Genomic DNA, 18952 nt, shown 5'->3' on the forward strand with positions numbered 1-18952 from the left:
CGCACGCGAGGCAAGGACGTCACCAGGTGGCCGAGTCGCCTGCGCTCACGCCATCGGGCCCGGACGACGACACCTTCCGGGCGGTGCTCGGCCGCTTCGCCACCGGCGTGAGCGTCATGACGACCGTGGCGGACGGGGTCCCGCACGGCATGACCGCCAACGCCGTCTCGTCGGTGTCGCTGCACCCGCACCTGGTGCTCGTGTGCGTCGAGCGGGCGACGGTGATGTCGCAGCGGGTGCGCACCTCCGGGGTCTTCGCGCTCAGCTTCCTGGCCGCCGACCAGGCCGCGCTGTCGGCCTGGTTCGCCGACCCCGACCGTCCGTCGGACGCACGCCAGTTCGCCGACGTGCCCTGCCGCACCGAGGCGTCGGGGGCACCCGTGCTGGAGCGCAACGTCGCCTGGCTCGACTGCCGCGTCCACGCGATCCACGAGGCCGGCGACCACGACGTCGTCATCGGCGAGGTGCTGGACCTCGGCGTGGGCGGACTCGACGACCCGTTGCTGTACTACGCGTCGGCCTACCGCCGCCTGCAGGGCTGATCGTCGTGCACACCCGGACCGTCCCCCTCCGCACCGGCGAGCGCCGGATCACCGACGTCACCGGCACCTGCGCCGCGTTCGTGGCCGAGGTCGGCGGCGACGGCCTGCTGCACGTGTTCCTCCCGCACGCGACCGCCGGACTCGCCCTGCTGGAGACCGGCGCCGGCTCCGACCGCGACCTGGCCGAACACCTCGACGCCCTGCTGCCACGCGACGACCGCTGGCGTCACGCCCACGGCTCGCCCGGCCACGGCGCCGATCACGTCCTGCCGGCGTTGGTCAGCCCCTCGCTGGTCGTCCCGGTCGACGACGGCCGCCTCGCCCTCGGGACCTGGCAGTCGATCGTCGTGGTGGACACCAACGCCGACAACCCCGACCGCACCCTGCGCCTGTCCTTCCTGTCCGGCTGACTGCGTCAGCGGGACTCGCGCCAGCGCAGCAGCCAGATGCCGCCGGCGAGCAGGCACACGACCGCCGCCAGCACCGCCTGTGGCAGGTCGACAGGGATCGGCACGTCGGTCGCCTCGGCCAGGACGTGCAGGTCGTTGGTGCGCACCGTCAGCCCGCCGCCGTCGTCCGGGTCGGCGCGCAGCACGACGCCCTGGATCTCGACCACGTCACCGCGGCGGCCGTGGCGCCCCGGCTCCAGGCCGTCGAGGAACGCGTCGGGGATCCAGACCGCCAGGCCGCTGTTCGCGCCGCGATGGTCGCCGTGGGCCGGTAGCGGACCGACCTCCAGGGCGTAGTCGTCGTCGTTGACCTGCGTCCAGGCGCCGCCGTCACGGTGCAGGACGTCCCCGACGAGCTCGCCGACGTAGCGCACGCGCCGGCCGTCGAAGGCGCGGGGGCAGGCGACGATCATCGCGGACGACACCCGGCCGGCGGGGTCGAACCGCTCGGCCAGGTCCTCGCCCGGGTCGGTGTCCTCGCGTTCGCGCTCGCACCGGACCGGTTCGCCCGCGATCAGCGGCAGGTCGTCCAGCAGCAGGGCCGGGTCCGTGTCGCGCAGGCTCGCGGCATGCAGCGCGTGCAGCCCGGCGACCAGTACCGCGAGGAGGATCGCCGGGGCTATCAGCAGGCGGGCGGCCGGGCCGCGAGGGGCGGCCATCAGCGCCGCCGTCCCAGCAGGGAGATGCCGTAGCCGACGAACGCGAACGCGGCCATGAACTCGAGGCGGCCGAGCCACATCTGCAGGATGAACACGACCTGCAGCAGCTTCGGCATGTCGGGACCGGTGATCCCGACGGACAGGCCGACGTTGGCGGTGGCGGAGACGGACTCGAAGATCGTCTCCGTGACGTCCCACTCCCCGTAGAGCAGGCCGACGAGCGCGCCCCCGAGGTAGGTCAGCACGTACAGCAGCAGGATGGTGGTGGCCGCGATCAGCGCCGGGGGTTTCAGGATGCGGCGCTTGCCGGAGTGGTAGGTCGCGACGGTGACGGCCGACTCCGGCTGCAGCAGCCGACGCACCTCGCGCAGCAGGCCCTTTGCCGTGAGCCCGATGCGCAGCGCCTTGATCCCGCCGGCGGTGGACCCGGCCATCCCGCCCAGTGCCATGGCGACGACGACCGCCCCGGGCGCCAGCACACCCCAGTCGGTGACGTAGAGGAGCCCGTTGTTGACCGCGAAGCCGGTCCCGGAATGGGCAGACACCAGCGTGAAGAAGCCCTTACGGAACAGCTCGTCCGTGCCGCTGTAGGCACCCGAACGGGTCAACCCGTAGACGGCGAGGGCCGTCAGCGCGACCGTGGTGGCGATCAGCGTGCGGACCTCGAGGTTCTTCACGAGTTCGTTGCGGCGCCCGGTCCACAGCGCGTAGTGCAGCGCGAACGACATCGTGCCGGCCACCATCAGCACGACCAGCACCAGCTCGACGCTCGCCGCGTGGTAGTACGCGATCGAGGGCGACATGGGCGTGAAGCCGCCGGTGTCGAAGGCGGCGAAGAACAGGTTGACGGCATGCCACAGGCCGCGCCAGCCGCCGATCCCGGAGGCCCACAGACTGGCCAGCAGCGCCACGGTCCCGGCCACGAGGTACGCGGTCGCGATGAGGTAGATGAACCGGGCCGTACGCACCACGCTGGGGACGATGCGCTCGTCGCGGCCCTCGGCGACGTAGAGGGTGCCGATGCTCGCGCCGCCGGCGGAGAACAGCGACAGCGCCACGATGACGATGCCCTGCCCGCCCGCGAAGTGCGTGAGATGCCGGTAGAGGTTCATCGAGTAGGACAGGTGGTCGAGGTCCTGCACGACCGACAGCCCCGACGTGGTCAGGCCCGACATCGCCTCGAACCAGGCGTCGAGGAAGTCGCTGAAGTGGCCCGACAGGAACAGCGGCACCGCCGCCAGGACCGACCCCAGCAGCCAGGCCAGCGCGACGACGACGGTTCCGTGCGCCCACGTCAGGTGGGCGCGCGTGCGCAGGCGCCACTCGGCCGCCTGCCACACCGCGGCCGCGACGCCGGCGCCGGTCAGCAGCGCCGTCGCCGAGTCCCACTCGCCCAGTGGGACCGCGACCGCGAGCGGCAGCGCCATCATCAGCGCCAGGGCCATCGCGACCTTGCCGAGGTAGAAGCCGATGATCCTGAGGTCGCGGCCGTCGGGACGGAGGAACATCGGGCCGCCCCGTCAGAGCAGCAGGGACGCCGCCCCCGCCAGCACCAGGCCGGCGAGCGCGATCACGGCCGTCGCCGCCACCACCAGACCCATGCCGAGCAGCGCCTCCCGCCAGCCGGGCGGCTCGTTGCGCGACGTGGCGGGATGCACGGCCGGACCCCCGGTGGCGACGACGGGGGTCAGTGTGGCGTACCGAACAGCCGGTCGCCGAAATCGCCGAGGCCGGGGTTGATGTAGCCGTTGTCGTCGAGTTCCGGGTCGATCGCGGCGGTCACGATCCGCACGCCCGGGTTCTCGTCGAGGATGCGGTCGACGCCCTGTTGGGTGGCGACGACCGACAGCACCGTCACCTGCTCGGCGCCCTCGGCGTCCAGGGCCTTGACCGCGTCGGACGCGGAACCGCCGGTGGCCAGCATCGGCTCGAGCACCAGTACCCAGGCGCCGTCCAGCGGTGGCACCTTGAAGTAGTAGCGGCGAGCCTGGAGCGTCGAGGCGTCGCGTTCGAGGCCGATCATGCCGACCAGCGCGGTCGGCAGGACGTCGTGCACGCCGGCGAGCAGGCCCAGGCCGGCGCGGAGGACCGGCACGGCCACGATCGTGCGCCCCGGCCCGACCGCGGGGGACGGGCCGAGCGGGGTCTGCACCGTCGAGGTGGCCCCCGGCAGGTCGGCGACGGCCCGCAGCGCCAGCATGGAGCCCAGCCGCTGGGCGTGGTGACGGAAGTGTTCGGGCGTCGTGCGTTCGTCGCGCAAGGACGCCAGCTGGATGCCGGCGACCGGGTCGTCGAGGACGGTGACTGCGGACACGGCGCACTTCCTTGTCGAACGGCTCGGCCGGGAGGAGTGCGCCGCGGGTGGCGCGCCGGCCGGCGGTAGCCTACGCATGCGCGAGGCACTGCCAACCTGCCGCGGAGGGGTCGATGTCGCTGCGGCCTCGGGGCGCCTGGCGGATCGTGTTCGCCCTGCTGCTCGTGCTGGCGGGTTGCACCGCCGAGGAACCGGCGCCCGCACCCACCCCGGCGCCGGAGCCGTCGGTGGCCGCCACCGGCCCGTCCGGCGTCCGGGCCGGGATCGTCCTGCCTCCGGCCGGTGACGCCAGCGATCCCCAGCTCGCTCAGATCACCGCGGCCATGCGTCCGCTGCAGGCGGCACTGCCCGACCTGGTGACGCAACTGCGGCCGATCACGCCCGACGGTCCCGAGTTCGTCGGTGACGTCGCCCGGTTGCTCGTCGATCGTGGCACCGACCTGGTCTGCGTGGTCGGTAGCGACGGGGTGCGCGTCACCAACCAGCTGGCCGCACGGCATCCGGAGCTGCGTTTCTGCGCCGTCCCCACCGGGGGCAACGAGGTGCCCGACAACGTCCGCATCGTCGACGTGCGGCTCGAGGAGCTCGGCCACGTGGTCGGCGTGGCGGCCGCCGAAGCGGCCGGCGACGCTCCGGTCGCGCTCGTGCTGGCGCCCGACCGACTGGGCTACCAGCGCTTCCGCGACGGGCTACGCGCCGGCGCCGGTGACACCGAGCTGCTCGAGGCGTACCCGAAGTCGAGCGAGGAGGCGCAGGCCGCCGTCGCCGCGGCGATCGACGAGGGTGCCGAGGTGCTCGTGCTGGACGTCGGCTGGCGGCCCGCCGAACTCCTCGAGGTCGCCCAGGACGCCGGTCTGGCGCTGGCGGCACCCCTGCCCGCCCTGGCCGGCGACCGTCTGCAGGCCGCCACCGTGCTGGCCTGGTCCGTGCGGTGGGAGCTGGCGCTCGGGCCGGTCGTGCAGCGGCTGGCCGACGACGACGTCGAGGTGCCGGACGCCGTGGGGCTGGCCGACGAGGCCTTCGTGCTGACGCCCGGCCCACAGGGGGCACGCGGGCCGCTGGACCGCGCGGTCGCGGAGCTGCGGGACGGTGACCGCCAGGCGGTCCCACCGCGCGAGGAGTGAGGAACCGGCGCGGGGAGGAGCCTTGGCCGCCGGGGCACGGGGACGCCACTCCGGATCGGCTCTACGATGCGCCTCCCCGCTGTCACCTTCCCACCTCTTAGAGGCTCTCGTGCGTCGTGCCAAGATCGTCGCCACCCTGGGTCCCGCCCTGGACGACCCCGACCGTCTGCGTGCCGCCCTCGCGGCCGGCGTCGACGTGGTCCGACTCAACTTCTCCCACGGGACCAAGGAGGACCACCAGCGTCGCCTCGACCGCGTCCACGCGCTGGCGGCCGAGGTGGGCCGCAACGTGGGCAGCCTCGGCGACCTGCAGGGCCCGAAGATCCGGCTGGGCATCGTCCCGGACGACGGCGTCCTGCTCGACGACGGCGGCGAGGTCGTCCTGGTCAGCGGTGTGGAGACGCTGGAGCGCTACGACGACGGCGACGGCACCCCGGTCCTGCCGGTCGTGTACGAGCACCTCGCCGAGGACGTCGACCCCGGGGCGCTGATCCTGATGGACGACGGCCTGCTGCGCCTGGTCGTCTCGCGCGTCGACGGCGACCGGGTCCACGCCCGGGTCGTGGCCGGCGGTCCGGCCAAGTCACGCAAGGGCGTGAACCTGCCGGGCGTGGCCGTGTCGGCGAAGTCGCTCACCGACAAGGACCGTGAGGACGTCGCGACCATGGTCGAGATCGGCGTCGACTGGGTCGCCCTGTCGTTCGTGCGCCGACCCGAGGACGTCCGCGAGGTCCGCGAACTGATCCGCCGTCACGGCGGCCAGCAGCCGATCGTGGCCAAGCTCGAGCGTCCCGAGGCGCTCGACAACCTCGAGGACATCATCAAGGAGACCGACGCCGTCATGGTCGCCCGCGGCGACCTCGGCGTGGAGGTCGGGCCGGAGCGGGTGCCGGCGATCCAGAAGGAGATGATCGACCTCGCCAACCGGTACAGCAAGCCGGTGATCACGGCGACGGAGATGCTCGACTCCATGATCCGCAACCCGCGGCCGACCCGTGCGGAGGCCTCGGACGTCGCCAACGCCATCTTCGACGGCACGGACGCGGTGATGCTGTCGGGCGAGACCGCGGCCGGCCGCTTCCCGGTCGAGGCGGTACGCACCATGGCCCGCATCATCGAGGTCGCCGAGGCCGCGTCCGAGCGGCTGCACCCCATCGAACCGGTGACCGGCCAGGTGCTGGGCCGCGTCGTCGCCAAGGCCGCCAAGCAGGTCGCGGACGACGTCGACGCCACCGCGATCCTGGTGTTCAGCTTCTCCGGCCAGTCCGTGCAGCTGGTCTCCAAGTTCCGGCCTACCCAGCCCATCATCGGGTTGACGACCGAGGATGCGACGGTGCGGCGCCTCGCGCTCATGTGGGGCACCAGTGGCGCGGTCGTGCCGATGAAGGACCACTCCCGGGACCTGATCCTCGCCGCCGAGGAGATCTGCCTGGAACGCGGCTACGGCGTGCGCGGGGACACGATCGTGATCGTGTCCGGCATCCCCGGTGGTCACGGGGGCACCAACCGCGTCATGGTCCACCGCATCGGCCAGGCGCCCGACTAGCACGGTGGGGAAGCCTGGCCCGGGGTCGCCGTCCCGAGCCCCGGCCGCGGGGCCGACCTCGCCTGCCACGCGGGCCGACGCCGGCAGGAGGTCGTGGACGCGGCGTCGCCCGGCGCTGCGCGCCGCGGCCGGGGTCTATGCGCTGTTCACGCTCGCCGCGCTCGCCCTCTGGCTCGTCGTCGGTGACACCCCGTGGACGGCGCTGGTCAACCTGGCGACGTTCTGGTGGGCGCTGCCGGCCGTGGGATTGCTGCTGATCGCGCTGGTGTCGCGCGACCTGCGGGCGTTGCTGTGGCTGGCGGTACCCGCGGGACTGTGGGTTTGGGCCTACGGCACCGCGTTCGTCTCGGCGTCGCCGGACCTGGCCGCCGACCTGCGGATCGCGAGCTTCAACACGTTCGTCCACGTCGATGGCGAGCAGCACGTGCTCGACCTCGTCGCGGAAGCGGACCCCGACGTGCTGGTGCTGCAGGAGGTCTTCCCGCCGCGACAGGTGGTGCTGGAGCAGGCGCTGGCGGACGTGCTGCCCCACCATCACGTCGAACAGAGCCCGGGCGTCGGCGGGGTGGGAGTGTGGTCGCGGCACCCGATCACCGACGTCCGCCTGGTCGACGAGGCGTCGGAGGTGTCGCGCACGACCTTCGTGGTGACGCTGGACGTCGCCGGGGAGCCGGTCCAGGTCGTGCCCGCCCACCTGATCTCGCCGTGCCCGCGCTGTGGCGCCTCGATCCTCGAACGTCTGGAGCTGGAGGGCGACGTACGCCGCGCGGAGATCGGCAACGTCCTGGACGCCTTGGCCGACGACGTCCCGGTGGTGCTGGCCGGCGACCTCAACTCCAACGAGCGGTCGGTCGCCTACCGCCGTCTGGCCGCGGCCGATTTCCGCGACCCCCAACGGGAGGTCGGGGAGGGCATGGGGTTCACCTGGCCGGCCGACCGGAGCGTGCCCGCGGTGCTTCGCATCGACTGGATACTGGTACGTGACCTGGAACCGGTGGCCGCGTGGGTCGGCGAGGGGCGCGGCTCGGACCACCGGCCCGTCGTCGTCGACGTCGCCTTCCCGGCACAGGAGGACTGATCCGGTGGATGTGCCGTCCCAACTGGTAGACGAGCACTACTGCCTGCTGTCGACCCAGGGCCGGGTGACCGCCCGGCGGCACACGGCCGAGCTGTGGTTCGTCCCGGCCGAAGGCGGCGTCTACCTCATGTCCGGCTCCGGCGGCCTGACCCAGTGGTGTCTCAACCTGCAGTCGGAGGAGCAGGGGGTGCTGCGCATCGACGACCACGCCTGGCTCGGCCGCGCGTCGTTCCTGCAGCGTGACGACGAGCGGCGCGAGCGGGCCCTGCGCGCGTTCCACGACAAGTACGACCCGCCGGGCAAGGACCGCTTCGAGCCCTGGATGCGCAACGCCACCGTGCTCACGCTGGTGCTCACCCGGCAGCTGGAACCCTGACCGGCGCCCCGCCGCCGCTGCCGCCGGGCGGACACCCCGAGCCGCCCGCGGCGCTGACGCCGTTCCAGCAGGCGGTCGTCGAGCTCGTGCGCCACCTGGCTCCCGGCGAGGTGCTGACCTACGCGGATGTCGCGGCGGAGGTGGGGCGGCCCGGCAGCGCACAGGCCGTCGCCAACGTGCTGCGCCGCGTCCCCGGCCTGCCGTGGTGGCGGGTCGTGCCATCCACCGGCCGGCTGTACCGCACCCACGCGCCCGTCCAGGCGCCCCTGCTCCGGGCCGAGGGGGTCGACGTCGACGACCGCCGCGTCCGCCCGAGTCACGACCAGTCGCGGTAACCGGCCGGCGCCCGACGGGCGAGGGCCAGCTCTGGCAGGTTGCTGGTCGCCAGCACCACCAGCCCGGCCGTCGGCGAGCCCCACGCCGCCAGTCCCGCCCCGAGCATCGCGGCGATGGTGACGAGGTAGCCGGCCACCACCCAGCGGAACAGGCCGGGCGGCGGCGGGCGGCGCCAGCGCTGCGCCCGCTGGGCGTGGCCGACCAGCGCCAGGAACAGGGCGAGGAGCGCGACGAACGCGGCCACGAACAGCAGCACGGCCGCCCGGTTCGTCGGATGGCGACCGAGCAGGCCGGTCGGGAATGGCACCAGTGCGACGACGCCCAGCAGCGCGAGGTCGAGGGCCACGAGGGTCCGGTCCGTGGCCGCCAGCCTGGCGAAGAGCTTGTGATGCTGCCACCAGACGTTGGCGACCAGGGCGAAGGCGAGGAAGAAGACGGCGATCCGGGGTGCGAGCGAGGCGAGTTCCGCCCCCAGGCGTTCGGCGGGGACGTCGGGCACCTCGATGCCCAGGACCAGCAGGGTCATCGCGATGGCGAAGACGGCATCGCTGAGGTTGACCACCCGGGCGAACTCGACCGTCTCACGGGTGTGGACGCCCGCGCCCACGTCCCGTTCGGTCGTGACGGCGGCCATGGTCTCCTCGACGGCTCCGTTCCGCCCAGCGTGGCGGATGCCGGGCGGTGGCCGCAGAGGCCTTGGTCCCCGGACGGCAGGGCTCAGCGGCCGACGTCGACCGGCGTGGCGGGCGGGCCCTGCGTGAGCAGGGCGGCGAGGTGCTCGGGCAGCGCCGCGGGCGCCAGGATCTCGCGGGTGGTGGACAACTCGTCGAGGCGCCACCACCGGGCTTCCTCGGCCCCCAGGTCGTCCAGCGGTGCGGCGGCGGCATCCACCTCGGCGCGGGCCAGGAACCACCGCTCGTCCTGGTCCAGCCACAGGCCGCGGAACGTGAACGTCACCCGCCGCGACCACACCCACGGCCCCAGCTCGGGGGCGATGCCGAGCTCCTCGCGCAGCTCGCGGATCGCCGCCTCCTCGTGGGTCTCGTCCGGCGCCAACCCGCCGCCCGGTGCGGTCCAGACCCGTCGGCCGGCGCCGGGCGTGTGGGCGACCAGCAGCATCCGCTCGAGCGGGTCGAGCAGCACCACGCGGGCGGCCCGCCGCTGCAGCGGACGTGTCTGCGTCCCGACGTCCTCGGGCTCCGCCGGCAGCCGGGGATGCGGCGGCACGACGCGTGACGCCAGCACGGCCTCGGCGTCGACGACCTGCAGCTGCCCGTCCCGATCGACGAGCAGCAGCACGTCGTCGTCCATGACCAGCAGCCGCCCGACCACGTCGGTGGGCACGGGGCCCCGCTCCGGGTCGGGAACGAGGTGGCGCACCGCCACACGTGCGCCGACGTCCGCCGGGGTGACGCGACGGGCGTAGCGGGTCTGCAGGCCGGGAACGGGGCGGGGCGTGTCACTCATGCGCCCGACCGTAACGGACCAGTGCGCCAGCCGTGCCGGACGGCTCAGGCGTGGGCGGCGCCGCTCTCCGCGTCGACCAGCGCTAGCCGCCGGTCGTAGACGCGCTGGAACCACGCCAGACGCCGGCCCAGGTCGGCGGCGTCGAGGTGCGGGTCGCCGACCACCGCGAGGGTCACCACCTCCCCGTCGTCGTTCGCATGGACGTCGTGGACCGCCTGGTCGCGGGCACGGTCCAACACGTCGGCGAGCTGCAGCAGCGGCAGCAGCCGCTCGAGGCGTTCGCGGCGGTCGCCGTCCAGCGACGCGGCCGGCGCGAAGCGGCGGTCGACGCCGCGCGCGCCGTGGAAGCGCACGAGCGTAACCAGCATGGCGACGTCGTGGGGTGGGAAGCCGCGCAGCTCCGCGTTCTCCACCAGGTAGGCGCCGTGCCGGTGCGAGCGCCGCAGGGCCAGCGCCTCGCCGACGGTGTGCAGGCGGGCGGCGTGCTGCAGCAGTTCGCGGTCGTCGTCGCCCAGCCCGTGCAGATCGACCAGTTCGTCGAACAGCAGCCCGGCCAGCTCGGCGACGTGGCCCGGATGCGGGTCGCCGGGCAGGAACGTGGTCGCCACCCGCTCGACCTCGCGGCGGCGCAGCTCGGCCCCCGGCAGCACCTTGGTGACGCCCATCGCGTCGAGCAGCAACCCCTCGCGCAGACCCCAGTCGCTGACGGTGACCCGTTCGATGCCGAGCCGTTCGAACACCTCGACGAGGATCACCGCGGCGACGTGGATGTGGTCCGCGCGCGTGTCCTTCATGCCCGGCACGTCCAGGCGACCGCCGTAGTCGAGGGCGAGCAGCCGGTCCCGGACCCGCCGCAGCTGCCCGGTGGTCAAGCCCAGGTGGTTGGTGACGCTCTCCGCCGGCAGCCACATGCCGTCCTCGACGGCGACCAGACGCGCCAGCGCTCGGACGGTGCCACCCAGGGCCACCACCGTCGCCGGTGCGCGTCGGGTGATCTCGTCGACCAGCGGCACCACCTCGGCGTCGACGGCCGCGACCAGGCGGCGCCGGTCGGCCTCGCTCGGCGGGTCCTGCTCCAGCAGCGCCGACGACCGGCTGCCGCCCAGCGGCGTGGACGCCGCCCAGTCGACGTCGCTGCCGCGGCCGACGGCGAACTCCAGCGAACCGCCGCCGAGGTCGAGCACGAGCACGGGCTCGACGTCGACGGCGACGGAGGCCCGCACGCCGAGGTAGGACAGCCGCGCCTCGTCCAGCCCCGGCAGCACCCGGACCGGCACGCCGGTCGCCGCCTCCATGGCCGCCAGCACCTCGGGACCGTTGTCGGCGTCGCGCAGCGCCGCGGTGGCGACCGCGGTCACCTCCGTCGCGCCGCTGCGGCGGGCGAGGTCCGCGAGGTGGCCGGCCGTCGCCGCCGCGTGCTGCCGGGCATCGGCCGGGATCGCGCCGTGGCGCGCGACCACGGCACCGAGGTGCAGCATCTCGCGCTGGCGCAGGACCGGCACGACACGGCCGTCGTCCATCTCCGCGACCAGGACGTGGAAGGAGTTGCTGCCGAGGTCGAGGACGGATGCGCGCATGCCGCCGAGCCTAGGCCGGCGGGGGCAGGTAGCGGGCGGTGTGCGGCGAACGCGGATCACCGTCGAGCACCCAGGTGCTGCCCTTCTGCCAGCGCAACTGGTCGCGCCGCCCGAGATCGACCCCGCGGGTGTACAGGTCGTGCACGACGGAGCCGATCACGTCGCCGTGCGAGCACAGCACCGCGGTGGCGTCGGCCACGCGCGCGAGCAGGCGGTGCACGACGTCCAGCGGAGTGCCCTCGGCCAGGGCGTCCTCCTCCTCGACGTCGAGACCGCGGGTCTCGGCCAGCGGTTCGACGCTCTGCACGCACCGCGCGTACGGGCTGGTCAGGATGCGGGTGATGTCGTGACCGGCGTACGCCTCGATCAGGCCCTTGGCCTGGAGCCGTCCGCGGTCGGACACCGGTCGCAGCCGGTCGTCGCCCGCCCACCGGTCACGCTCCCCGGCGTGGACGTGGCGCAGCAGCAGCAGGGTCACGGGCGGGCCTTTCGTACTCGGCCGGTCGGCGGATCGTCGCAAGCGTCAGCGCAGCCGCTGGCGGGCGCGTTCCCGCAGCGTCTGATGGGTGTCGAGCCCGACTGTCGGCTCGACCTGCTGCCAGGTCGTGTCCGGTTGCAGCGTCCAGGCCAGCAGGTCGTCGTGCAGGCAGACCTGCAGGATCTCCTCGAGCCGGGCCTGCAGGGACGGGTCCTCGATGGGGACCAGTGCCTCGACCCGACGGTCGAGGTTGCGCGGCATCCAGTCGCCGGAGCCGATCACGTAGTCGTAGCCCCGGGTCGGGCTGCCGAAGCGGTAGATGCGCGAGTGCTCGAGGTAGCGGCCCACGATCGAGCGCACCCGGACGTTCTCCGACAGGCCCGGAACGCCGGGCCGCAGGCAGCACACGCCCCGCACGATCAGGTCGACAGGGGTGCCGGCCTGCGAGGCGGCGTAGAGGCCCTCGATGATCCGCGAGTCCACCAGGCTGTTCATCTTCGCCAGGATGTGGCCGTCCTCGGCGTCGCGCTCGCGTTCGATGAGCTCCAGCATCCGGCGGCGGAACGTCGTCGGCGCCACCAGTAGCTTGCGGTAGTCGGACTGCCGCGAGTAACCGGTCAACACGTTGAACAGGTCGCTGAGGTCCGCGCCGATGTCCGGGTCGGCGGTGAGCAGGCCGAGGTCCTCGTAGATCCGGGCCGTCTTGTCGTTGTAGTTGCCGGTGCCGACATGGGCGTAGCGGCGGACGGCGTCGCCGTCGTCGCGCACGACCAGGCAGGTCTTCGTGTGGGTCTTCAGGCCGACCACGCCGTAGGCGACGTGGACGCCGGCCTCCTCCAGGACCCGGGCCCACTCGATGTTGGCCTCCTCGTCGAACCTGGCCTTCAGTTCGACCAGGGCGACGACCTGCTTGCCCTCGGCGGCGGCGTCCAGCAGGGCCTGCGAGATCGGGCTGCTGCGCCCCGAGGTGCGGTACAGCGTGATCTTGATCGCCAGGACCTGCGGGTCGGTGGCGGCCGCCTCGAGGAAGGCGCGCACCGACGTCGTGAACGAGTCGTAGGGGTGCTGCACCAGCACGTCACCCTCGCGCAGGGTCGCGAAGAGGTTCTGGTGCTCGCCGTTCAGGGTGGCGGCGAGACGAGGCTGGGTGACCGACACCAGGGGCGGGAACTTGAGGTCCGGCCGGTCCAGGTCGTACAGCGCCCACAGCCCCGACAGGTCGAGCGGTCCGGGCAGCGAGATCACCTCGTCGCCGGTGATCTCGAGCTCGCGCTGCAGCAGGTCGAGAACGGCGCGGGACATCGCGTACTCGACCTCGAGCCGCACGAGACTGCCGAAGCGGCGGCGCGTCAGCTCGGTCTCGATGGCCAGCAGCAGGTCGTCGGCCTCGTCCTCCTCGACCTCGAAGTCGGCGTTGCGGGTGACGCGGAAGACGTGGTGTTCGACGACCTCCAGGCCGGGGAACAGCCGGTCGAGGTGGGCGGCGATGACCTGCTCGAGTGGCACGAACCGCTCACCGTCCGGCAGGACGACGAAACGCGACAGCAACGGCGGGACCTTGATGCGCGCGAAGCGGCGCTCGCCGTCGTCCGGGTCGCGCACCACCACGGCGAGGTTCAGCGACAGGTTCGACAGGTACGGGAACGGGTGGGCCGGATCCACCGCCAGCGGCGTGAGCACGGGGAAGATCTGGTCGTCGAACACCTTGACCAGGTGCTCCCGGTCGTCGTCGTCCAGGGTCTGCCAGTCGGAGAAACGGATCCCCTGCGCATCGAGCGCCGGCACCAGCTCGTCGAGGAACAGCCGGGCCGCCCGGCCCGACAGCTCGGACACGTACGCGTCGATGACCAGCAGCTGCTCGGAGGGGCTCATGCCGTCCGCGCCCGAGCCGGTCACGCCGGCCGAGACCTGCTCCTTCAGCCCGGCGACCCGCACCTGGTAGAACTCGTCGAGGTTCGACGTGAAGATGGCCAGGAACTTGGTCCGCTCCAGCAGCGGTACGGCCGGATTCTCGGCCAGCGCGAGGACCCGCTCGTCGAACTGCAGCCACGACAGTTCGCGGTTGAGGTGGCGCACCTGGTCGTCGTCGCCGGCCGGGTGGAAGTCCAGGATCGACTTCGTCCGGCGCCGCTCGTGCCTCACCGGCACCTCACCCGGCACGATCGCGGGCGCGGGCAGCACGCCGTCCGTCGTCGCGGCGAGGTCGACGGCCTGTTCGGAGACGGACGGGGCCGTGCGGGAGGTCGATCGGGCTCGCGCATCGGTCACGGATGATCCTTCCGCCGGCGGACCCCCGCCGCTGCGACGAAGCTATGCCACGCAGGTGAACGCCGGGTGACGTTTCGTCCGGCAGGCGGGACGACCGACCGGTGTCGTGTCTTCGTCGCCCGGCGCAGTAGGTTTGGGGCCGGCACCTCGGACGTGCGGCCCACCCATCGTCTCGCACGGACGAGGACCAGCGCCTAGCGTGCGCACGAGCACCGAGGAGGTCCGCGTTGACGTACACCATCGCCGAGCCCTGCATCGACGTGAAGGACAAGGCCTGCGTCGAGGAGTGCCCCGTCGACTGCATCTACGAGGGTGAGCGGATGCTCTACATCCACCCCGAGGAGTGCATCGACTGCGGCGCCTGCGAGCCGGTCTGTCCGGTCGAGGCCATCTTCTACGAGGACGACGTCCCGGACGAGTGGCAGCAGTTCACGCCGATCAACGCCGAGTTCTTCGCCGACAGCGTGACCGGCCTGGGCTCACCGGGCGGCGCCGCCACCGTCGGTGCCGTGGCCAAGGACCACCCGACGGTTGCGGGCTGGGAGGGCTGACCCCCCGCGTCACGCTGCCGCACGCCCGGGAGCGCCCCGAGCGCCCCGTCCGCATCTGCGGCACGCGTTGACTCGCCGTGGCCACGGCTCGTTAGACTCGTGCCCAGAGTGGTCCGGTCGTGGAGTACGGACCCGGATCGACCTCGCGAGGAGAGCCGCGTGACGTACGTCATCGCCGAACCGTGCATGGACGTCAAGGACACCGCCTGCGTGCAGGAGTGCCCGGTCGACTGCATCTACGAAGGCGACCGGATGCTCTACATCCACCCGGGTGAGTGCATCGACTGCGGCGCGTGCGAGCCCGCCTGCCCGGTGGAGGCGATCTTCTACGCCGACGACGTGCCTTCGGAGTGGAACGAGTTCACCGCGATCAACGCGGAGTACTTCGAGCCCAGCGTGACCGGTCTCGGCTCCCCGGGTGGCGCCAGCAACGTCGGCGTCAGCAACGTCGACCACCCCAAGGTCTCCGCGTACGAGATCCCGGACGCCACCTGAGGGCCGGCGTCCGTCTCGTGGAGCGGTTCCGGCGCCGGCGTCGGCGTGACGCGCCGGACCCGACGGCGCTGGTCGCCGAGCACCTCGAGGCGGGACGTCCCACGGGTTGGTTCGAGCCGCTGTACGCCCGTGCGGACGGCGATGCCGGCGCGATCCCGTGGGCGCACCAGACCGCGCACCCCTACGTCGTCGACTGGCTCGACGACCCCGTGGTCGAGGTGCCGGGCCGGCGTGCCGTGGTCGTCGGGTGCGGCCTCGGTGACGACGCCGCCGAACTCGCGCGGCGCGGGTTCTCCGTGGTGGCGTTCGACGTGTCGCCGACCGCGGTGGACTGGGCCCGCCGCCGCTTCCGCCGGGCCGACGTCGACTGGCGGGTCGCCGACCTGCTGGACCTGCCCGACGACCTCGTCGGCGCGTTCGACCTGGTCGTGGAGGTGCGCACCGTCCAGTCGCTGCCGGGCGTGGTGCGCGACGCCGCCATGCACGCGATCGGGACGCTGACCGGTCCGGGCGGGGTGGTGGTGGCGGTGACCCTGGTGGCCGGCTCGAACGAGGTGGCGAAGGCCTGGCAGGGTCCGCCGTGGGCGCAGGCACCCAGCGAACTGGCGGCGTACCGCGCCGCGGGCCTGGAACGGGTCGCGCTGGAGCATCCCGACCCCGACGAACGGGGCGTCATGGAGGTCCGCCTGACCCTGCAGCGCCCGCCGGCGGGCGGCACGGAGGGCGGGCTGCCCGGTGGCGGACTGCCTGGTGGCGGCCTGCCGATCATCCCGACCGGCTGAGGTGCCTGACCGGCGCCGGTGTGCCCTTGGTGGCGTGTCGGCCGGGTGGGCGTGTCGGGCGAGGGTCGGCTCGTGCGGAGACCGGCTCGCGCGGTGTCGTCAGTCCGGCAGGTGCGCCGTGAGTGCCGCGATGTCGGCGTCGAGGTCGGCGAGCACGGCCGTCGCGTCGGCCTCGCGCAGGCGCCGCTTGGTGCCGGCGTAGGCCCGGGCCGGCAGCGTCGCGAGCTCCGCCGCGCGGGTGCGGGCCGTGCCGACCACGTCGAAGGCGTCGGCGGTCTCGTCCGCGAAGCCAACCTCGACCGCCGCGGCGGCGTCGACCCGGCGTCCGGGCAGCAGCAGGTCCTCGAGGCGGTCGGCGCGGACGTTGTGGCGCGCCAGCGCGATGCCGAACTGCGGGAGCTCGAAGTCGATCTGCGTCTCCGTCAGCCCCCACCAGCCGCCGTCCGCGGCGACGGCATGGTCGCAGGCCATGCCGAACATGGTGCCCGCGGCGATGGCATGGCCCGTGGCGGCGCACACGGTCGGCCGCGGGTCGGTCCACCAGCGCATCAAGCAGCGGCCGAACGCCACGAGCAGTCGCTCGACGCCCTCGCGGCCGTTGGCGGCCATCCACTTCACGTCCAGGCCGGCGGTGAAGATGTCCTCGCGGCCGGCCAGCACGACTGCGCGGGCGTCGGTCTCCTCGTCGAGGACCGCGATCAGGCCGTCGAACGCCTCTGGCTGCAGCGCGTTCTTCTTGCCGTCGTCGAGCGTCACCGTCAGCACGCCCGCGTCGTCGAGGTCGCGGCGGATCTCCATCGTCTCTCCCGGTCGCCGTGGCGAGGCGCGATCCTAGGTGGCGCCGCCGTCGCAGCGGGCACGCGACGCCGTGCCGGTTCGACCGCCGGGCCGACGTGCGGGACGTGACCGGCTCAGACCAGCAGGCGGGCCGGCGCGCGGGACGTGACCGGCTCGTAGGTGTGCCACGCGGCGGCCAGGCGCCGCACGCCCTCGCGCAGGACCGGTTCGGGGCGCGAGAACACCAGCCGCAGCCCGCGCCGGTTGCCCTCGTCGACGGACAGGGCCGGACCCGGGACGACCGACACCCCGTGACGCAGGGCCAGCTCGGCGAACTCCTCGGCGTTGCCGGACGGCAGCGTGACCCAGACGGACAGCCCGCCCTCCGGGCGGCGCCAGCGCCAGGTCGGCAGGTGGTCGGCCAGCAGGTCGCAGAGCAGGTCGCGCTGGGGGATCAGCTGCGCGCGCCGTTCGGCCAGCACCTCCTCGGCGTGCTCGAGCAGGCGGACGGCCAGGAGCTGGCTCAGCAGCGGCGTGCCCAGGTCGGCCACCGTCTTGGTCGCCAGCATCCGCACGCTCCAACTCGTCGGCGAGCGCAGCCACCCGACCCGGAGACCGGCCCAGAACAGCTTGGCGGTCGAGCCGAGCGTGTGGACGGCACCCTCGCCGTTGGAGAACGCGGCGATCGGCGGCGGCAGCGGCGGGCCGTCGAGGTGCACGTCGCCCATCGCGCGGTCCTCGATGACGACGATGTTGCTGCGATCGGCCAGGTCGGCAACCGCGCGGCGGCGGTCCTCCGGCAGCACCGCGCCGGTGGGGTTGTGGAAGTCGGGGGAGAGGTAGATCAGCTTGGGTTCGGTGCGCGCGATCAGATCGGGAAGCGTGTCGGTGCGCACGCCGTGCTCGTCGACCGGCAGCGGCACCATGCGGGCGCCGAAGCGCCGGAAGACGTCCAGCGCGCCGGGGAAGGTCGGGCTCTCCACCAGCACCGTGTCACCACGCTGCAGGGTCTGACGCGCGACCAGCGAGATGGCCTGATGGGCGCCGGTCGTGACCAGGACCTGGTCCTCGGTGGAGGGCAGCCCGGCGACGGCGAAACGTGCCGCCACGATCTTGCGCAGCGCCCGCAGGCCGTGCGGCACGTAGCCGTGGTGGGCGACCAGCGAGGAGACGTCGCTGGCCGACAGCGACGAGAGCAACTCGATGACCCGCGGGGAACCGGTCACGGCCGCGACCGACAGCTCGACGACGTCCTCATCCGCCGCGGCCGGCGGCTCACCGGGGCCGCTGCGCTGGTCGGCCCGGTCGTCGGAGAGGAACAGTCGGGCCGTCGCCACCGCGTCCACGCCGCCCCGGTCCTCGCCCTCCGGCCGCCGCACCCACGTGCCCGACCCCTGGCGGCTCTCCAGCCAGCCCTCCGCCTTGAGCCGGTCGTAGGCCGCGACCACCGTGGCGCGGCTGACCGACAGCGAGCGCGCCAGCACCCGCTCCGGGGGCAGGACGGTCCCCAGCGGGATCTCGCCACGGTCGACCGCGTGCTTGAGCCCGTCCGACAGCTGCCGGTACAGCGGCCCGTCCCCCGACAGGACCGCGGCCAGGATGCCCGCCAGGTGCGGTCCACTTTCGCGGATTGGCTCTTCCAATGGCAGTCCAATACGGAGGGATAGTGGAGTTGGACCGGAACGCCGGCCGTGGTAACGTACCTCTCAGCAGGCCAAAGGGCACGGTTTCGGCCCTCCCACCGAGATCGAGTACCAGGCCAAACGGAGTCGAACTCCGCGGCGATCGGGACCGGCTCTCCCGCCGGCCCCACCGCGAGACTCCACGACAACTGCATAAGACGTACGCGAGGCGGCACGCTCCCTCTCCCCGCCGACTCGCGTATCGCTCGGGCCACGACGGGTTCGCCCTCTCCCACCCGGCGGCTCTCCCACCGCCCGGATGCTCTCTCTCCCAAAGTCGCATCCTCTCGCGAACCCCGAGTCCGAGCCCACGACGTCCCCCCGGCCCTCCCACCGGGGGGACGCTTCGTTTCCCGCCCGTTTCCGCAGCACCTGCTCCGGTTGCGGGTCGATGGCCGCCCCGCGTTTCCCGCTGCGGGCAGGGGGTGGTCTCCGGCGGGCGTTCCGTGCT

General features: G+C 73.2%; 21 protein-coding genes. 10 read left to right on the forward strand and 11 right to left on the reverse strand.

The features are described 5' to 3' along the window. Positions 1-26 precede the first annotated feature (26 nt). Together ACERM0_RS06285 and ACERM0_RS06290 are read left to right on the forward strand one after the other, a co-directional pair. Positions 27-542 (forward strand): flavin reductase family protein, encoded by a 516-nt coding sequence (locus ACERM0_RS06285; protein WP_373677694.1) that lies wholly within the window; start codon positions 27-29, stop codon positions 540-542. Positions 543-547: 5 nt separating this feature from the next. Further along, positions 548-952: a secondary thiamine-phosphate synthase enzyme YjbQ gene (locus ACERM0_RS06290; protein ID WP_373677695.1), complete on the forward strand. Its 405-nt coding sequence runs from the start codon at positions 548-550 to the stop codon at positions 950-952. A gap of 5 nt (positions 953-957) precedes the next feature. Here ACERM0_RS06290 and ACERM0_RS06295 read toward each other — a convergent pair whose 3' ends face one another. The 4 genes from ACERM0_RS06295 to upp are packed head-to-tail and all read right to left on the reverse strand — an operon-like array spanning position 958 to position 3964. Then, a complete protein-coding gene (locus ACERM0_RS06295; RefSeq protein WP_373677696.1) occupies positions 958-1650 on the reverse strand; it encodes a hypothetical protein in 693 nt (230 codons plus the stop codon). Beyond that, a complete protein-coding gene (locus tag ACERM0_RS06300) occupies positions 1650-3158 on the reverse strand; it encodes a TrkH family potassium uptake protein (RefSeq protein WP_373677697.1) in 1509 nt (502 codons plus the stop codon). Before ACERM0_RS06300 ends, ACERM0_RS06295 begins: the two co-directional genes overlap by 1 nt. A gap of 12 nt (positions 3159-3170) precedes the next feature. Beyond that, entirely contained in the window at positions 3171-3308 is a 138-nt protein-coding gene (locus tag ACERM0_RS06305) for a hypothetical protein (protein WP_373677698.1), read from the reverse strand. 29 nt (positions 3309-3337) lie between these two features. Continuing rightward, positions 3338-3964 carry a uracil phosphoribosyltransferase gene (gene upp / locus ACERM0_RS06310; protein ID WP_373677699.1) on the reverse strand — a complete coding sequence of 209 codons (627 nt, stop codon included), beginning with the start codon at positions 3962-3964 and terminating at the stop codon, positions 3338-3340. A gap of 113 nt (positions 3965-4077) precedes the next feature. Between upp and ACERM0_RS06315 the strand changes: the two genes are divergently transcribed. The 5 genes from ACERM0_RS06315 to ACERM0_RS06335 all read left to right on the forward strand — a co-directional run bounded on the left by ACERM0_RS06315 (position 4078) and on the right by ACERM0_RS06335 (position 8423). After that, positions 4078-5088: a hypothetical protein gene (locus ACERM0_RS06315; RefSeq protein ID WP_373677700.1), complete on the forward strand. Its 1011-nt coding sequence runs from the start codon at positions 4078-4080 to the stop codon at positions 5086-5088. Between the two features lie 109 nt (positions 5089-5197). Beyond that, on the forward strand, positions 5198-6634 hold the full coding sequence (pyk, locus tag ACERM0_RS06320; RefSeq protein ID WP_373677702.1) for a pyruvate kinase: 1437 nt from the start codon (positions 5198-5200) through the stop codon (positions 6632-6634). 4 nt (positions 6635-6638) lie between these two features. Then, positions 6639-7712 (forward strand): endonuclease/exonuclease/phosphatase family protein, encoded by a 1074-nt coding sequence (locus tag ACERM0_RS06325; protein ID WP_373677703.1) that lies wholly within the window; start codon positions 6639-6641, stop codon positions 7710-7712. A 4-nt stretch (positions 7713-7716) separates the two neighbouring features. Beyond that, positions 7717-8088, forward strand: a complete 372-nt coding sequence (locus ACERM0_RS06330) for a nitroreductase/quinone reductase family protein (protein WP_373677704.1) — start codon at positions 7717-7719, stop codon at positions 8086-8088. Positions 8089-8141: 53 nt separating this feature from the next. Next, positions 8142-8423 (forward strand): MGMT family protein, encoded by a 282-nt coding sequence (locus tag ACERM0_RS06335; protein WP_373677955.1) that lies wholly within the window; start codon positions 8142-8144, stop codon positions 8421-8423. Here the strand turns inward: ACERM0_RS06335 and ACERM0_RS06340 are convergent. The 5 genes from ACERM0_RS06340 to ACERM0_RS06360 all read right to left on the reverse strand — a co-directional run bounded on the left by ACERM0_RS06340 (position 8405) and on the right by ACERM0_RS06360 (position 14058). Continuing rightward, positions 8405-9058, reverse strand: coding sequence for a TMEM175 family protein (locus tag ACERM0_RS06340; RefSeq protein WP_373677705.1), 654 nt, complete (start codon positions 9056-9058; stop codon positions 8405-8407). The genes ACERM0_RS06335 and ACERM0_RS06340 overlap by 19 nt on opposite strands. Positions 9059-9141: 83 nt before the next feature. Further along, entirely contained in the window at positions 9142-9891 is a 750-nt protein-coding gene (locus ACERM0_RS06345) for an NUDIX domain-containing protein (RefSeq protein WP_373677706.1), read from the reverse strand. A 44-nt stretch (positions 9892-9935) separates the two neighbouring features. Further along, a complete protein-coding gene (locus tag ACERM0_RS06350) occupies positions 9936-11468 on the reverse strand; it encodes a Ppx/GppA phosphatase family protein (RefSeq protein WP_373677707.1) in 1533 nt (510 codons plus the stop codon). Between the two features lie 10 nt (positions 11469-11478). Then, positions 11479-11946, reverse strand: coding sequence for a histidine phosphatase family protein (locus ACERM0_RS06355; protein WP_373677708.1), 468 nt, complete (start codon positions 11944-11946; stop codon positions 11479-11481). A 45-nt stretch (positions 11947-11991) separates the two neighbouring features. Then, positions 11992-14058, reverse strand: a complete 2067-nt coding sequence (locus ACERM0_RS06360; RefSeq protein ID WP_373677956.1) for an RNA degradosome polyphosphate kinase — start codon at positions 14056-14058, stop codon at positions 11992-11994. A gap of 383 nt (positions 14059-14441) precedes the next feature. Between ACERM0_RS06360 and fdxA (ACERM0_RS06365) the strand changes: the two genes are divergently transcribed. From fdxA (ACERM0_RS06365) to ACERM0_RS06375, 3 genes are all read left to right on the forward strand, one after another. Then, positions 14442-14765, forward strand: a complete 324-nt coding sequence (fdxA, locus tag ACERM0_RS06365; protein WP_373677709.1) for a ferredoxin — start codon at positions 14442-14444, stop codon at positions 14763-14765. A 159-nt stretch (positions 14766-14924) separates the two neighbouring features. Next, complete coding sequence (gene fdxA / locus ACERM0_RS06370; protein WP_373677710.1) at positions 14925-15260, forward strand: ferredoxin; 336 nt, start codon at positions 14925-14927, stop codon at positions 15258-15260. Positions 15261-15277: 17 nt separating this feature from the next. Further along, positions 15278-16042, forward strand: a complete 765-nt coding sequence (locus ACERM0_RS06375; RefSeq protein WP_373677711.1) for a class I SAM-dependent methyltransferase — start codon at positions 15278-15280, stop codon at positions 16040-16042. Positions 16043-16141: 99 nt separating this feature from the next. On the opposite strand, the gene ACERM0_RS06380 is transcribed toward ACERM0_RS06375, so the two are convergent. Both ACERM0_RS06380 and ACERM0_RS06385 read right to left on the reverse strand, forming a co-directional pair. Then, positions 16142-16840 carry an enoyl-CoA hydratase-related protein gene (locus ACERM0_RS06380; protein ID WP_373677712.1) on the reverse strand — a complete coding sequence of 233 codons (699 nt, stop codon included), beginning with the start codon at positions 16838-16840 and terminating at the stop codon, positions 16142-16144. Positions 16841-16953: 113 nt separating this feature from the next. Beyond that, entirely contained in the window at positions 16954-18462 is a 1509-nt protein-coding gene (locus ACERM0_RS06385) for a PLP-dependent aminotransferase family protein (protein WP_373677713.1), read from the reverse strand. Between the last annotated feature and the right edge of the window lie 490 nt (positions 18463-18952).

It is taken from the genome of Egicoccus sp. AB-alg2 (assembly GCF_041821065.1).
In the GTDB taxonomy this organism is placed as follows: domain Bacteria; phylum Actinomycetota; class Nitriliruptoria; order Nitriliruptorales; family Nitriliruptoraceae; genus Egicoccus.

Excerpts from the sequence above, each read along its gene's own strand:
- ACERM0_RS06295 (WP_373677696.1), bottom strand. The coding sequence starts at position 1,650 with ATGGCCGCCCCTCGCGGCCCGGCCGCCCGCCTGCTGATAGCCCCGGCG.
- ACERM0_RS06300 (WP_373677697.1), bottom strand. The coding sequence starts at position 3,158 with ATGTTCCTCCGTCCCGACGGCCGCGACCTCAGGATCATCGGCTTCTAC.
- ACERM0_RS06315 (WP_373677700.1), top strand. The coding sequence starts at position 4,078 with ATGTCGCTGCGGCCTCGGGGCGCCTGGCGGATCGTGTTCGCCCTGCTG.
- ACERM0_RS06340 (WP_373677705.1), bottom strand. The coding sequence starts at position 9,058 with ATGGCCGCCGTCACGACCGAACGGGACGTGGGCGCGGGCGTCCACACC.
- ACERM0_RS06345 (WP_373677706.1), bottom strand. The coding sequence starts at position 9,891 with ATGAGTGACACGCCCCGCCCCGTTCCCGGCCTGCAGACCCGCTACGCC.
- ACERM0_RS06350 (WP_373677707.1), bottom strand. The coding sequence starts at position 11,468 with ATGCGCGCATCCGTCCTCGACCTCGGCAGCAACTCCTTCCACGTCCTG.
- ACERM0_RS06380 (WP_373677712.1), bottom strand. The coding sequence starts at position 16,840 with ATGGAGATCCGCCGCGACCTCGACGACGCGGGCGTGCTGACGGTGACG.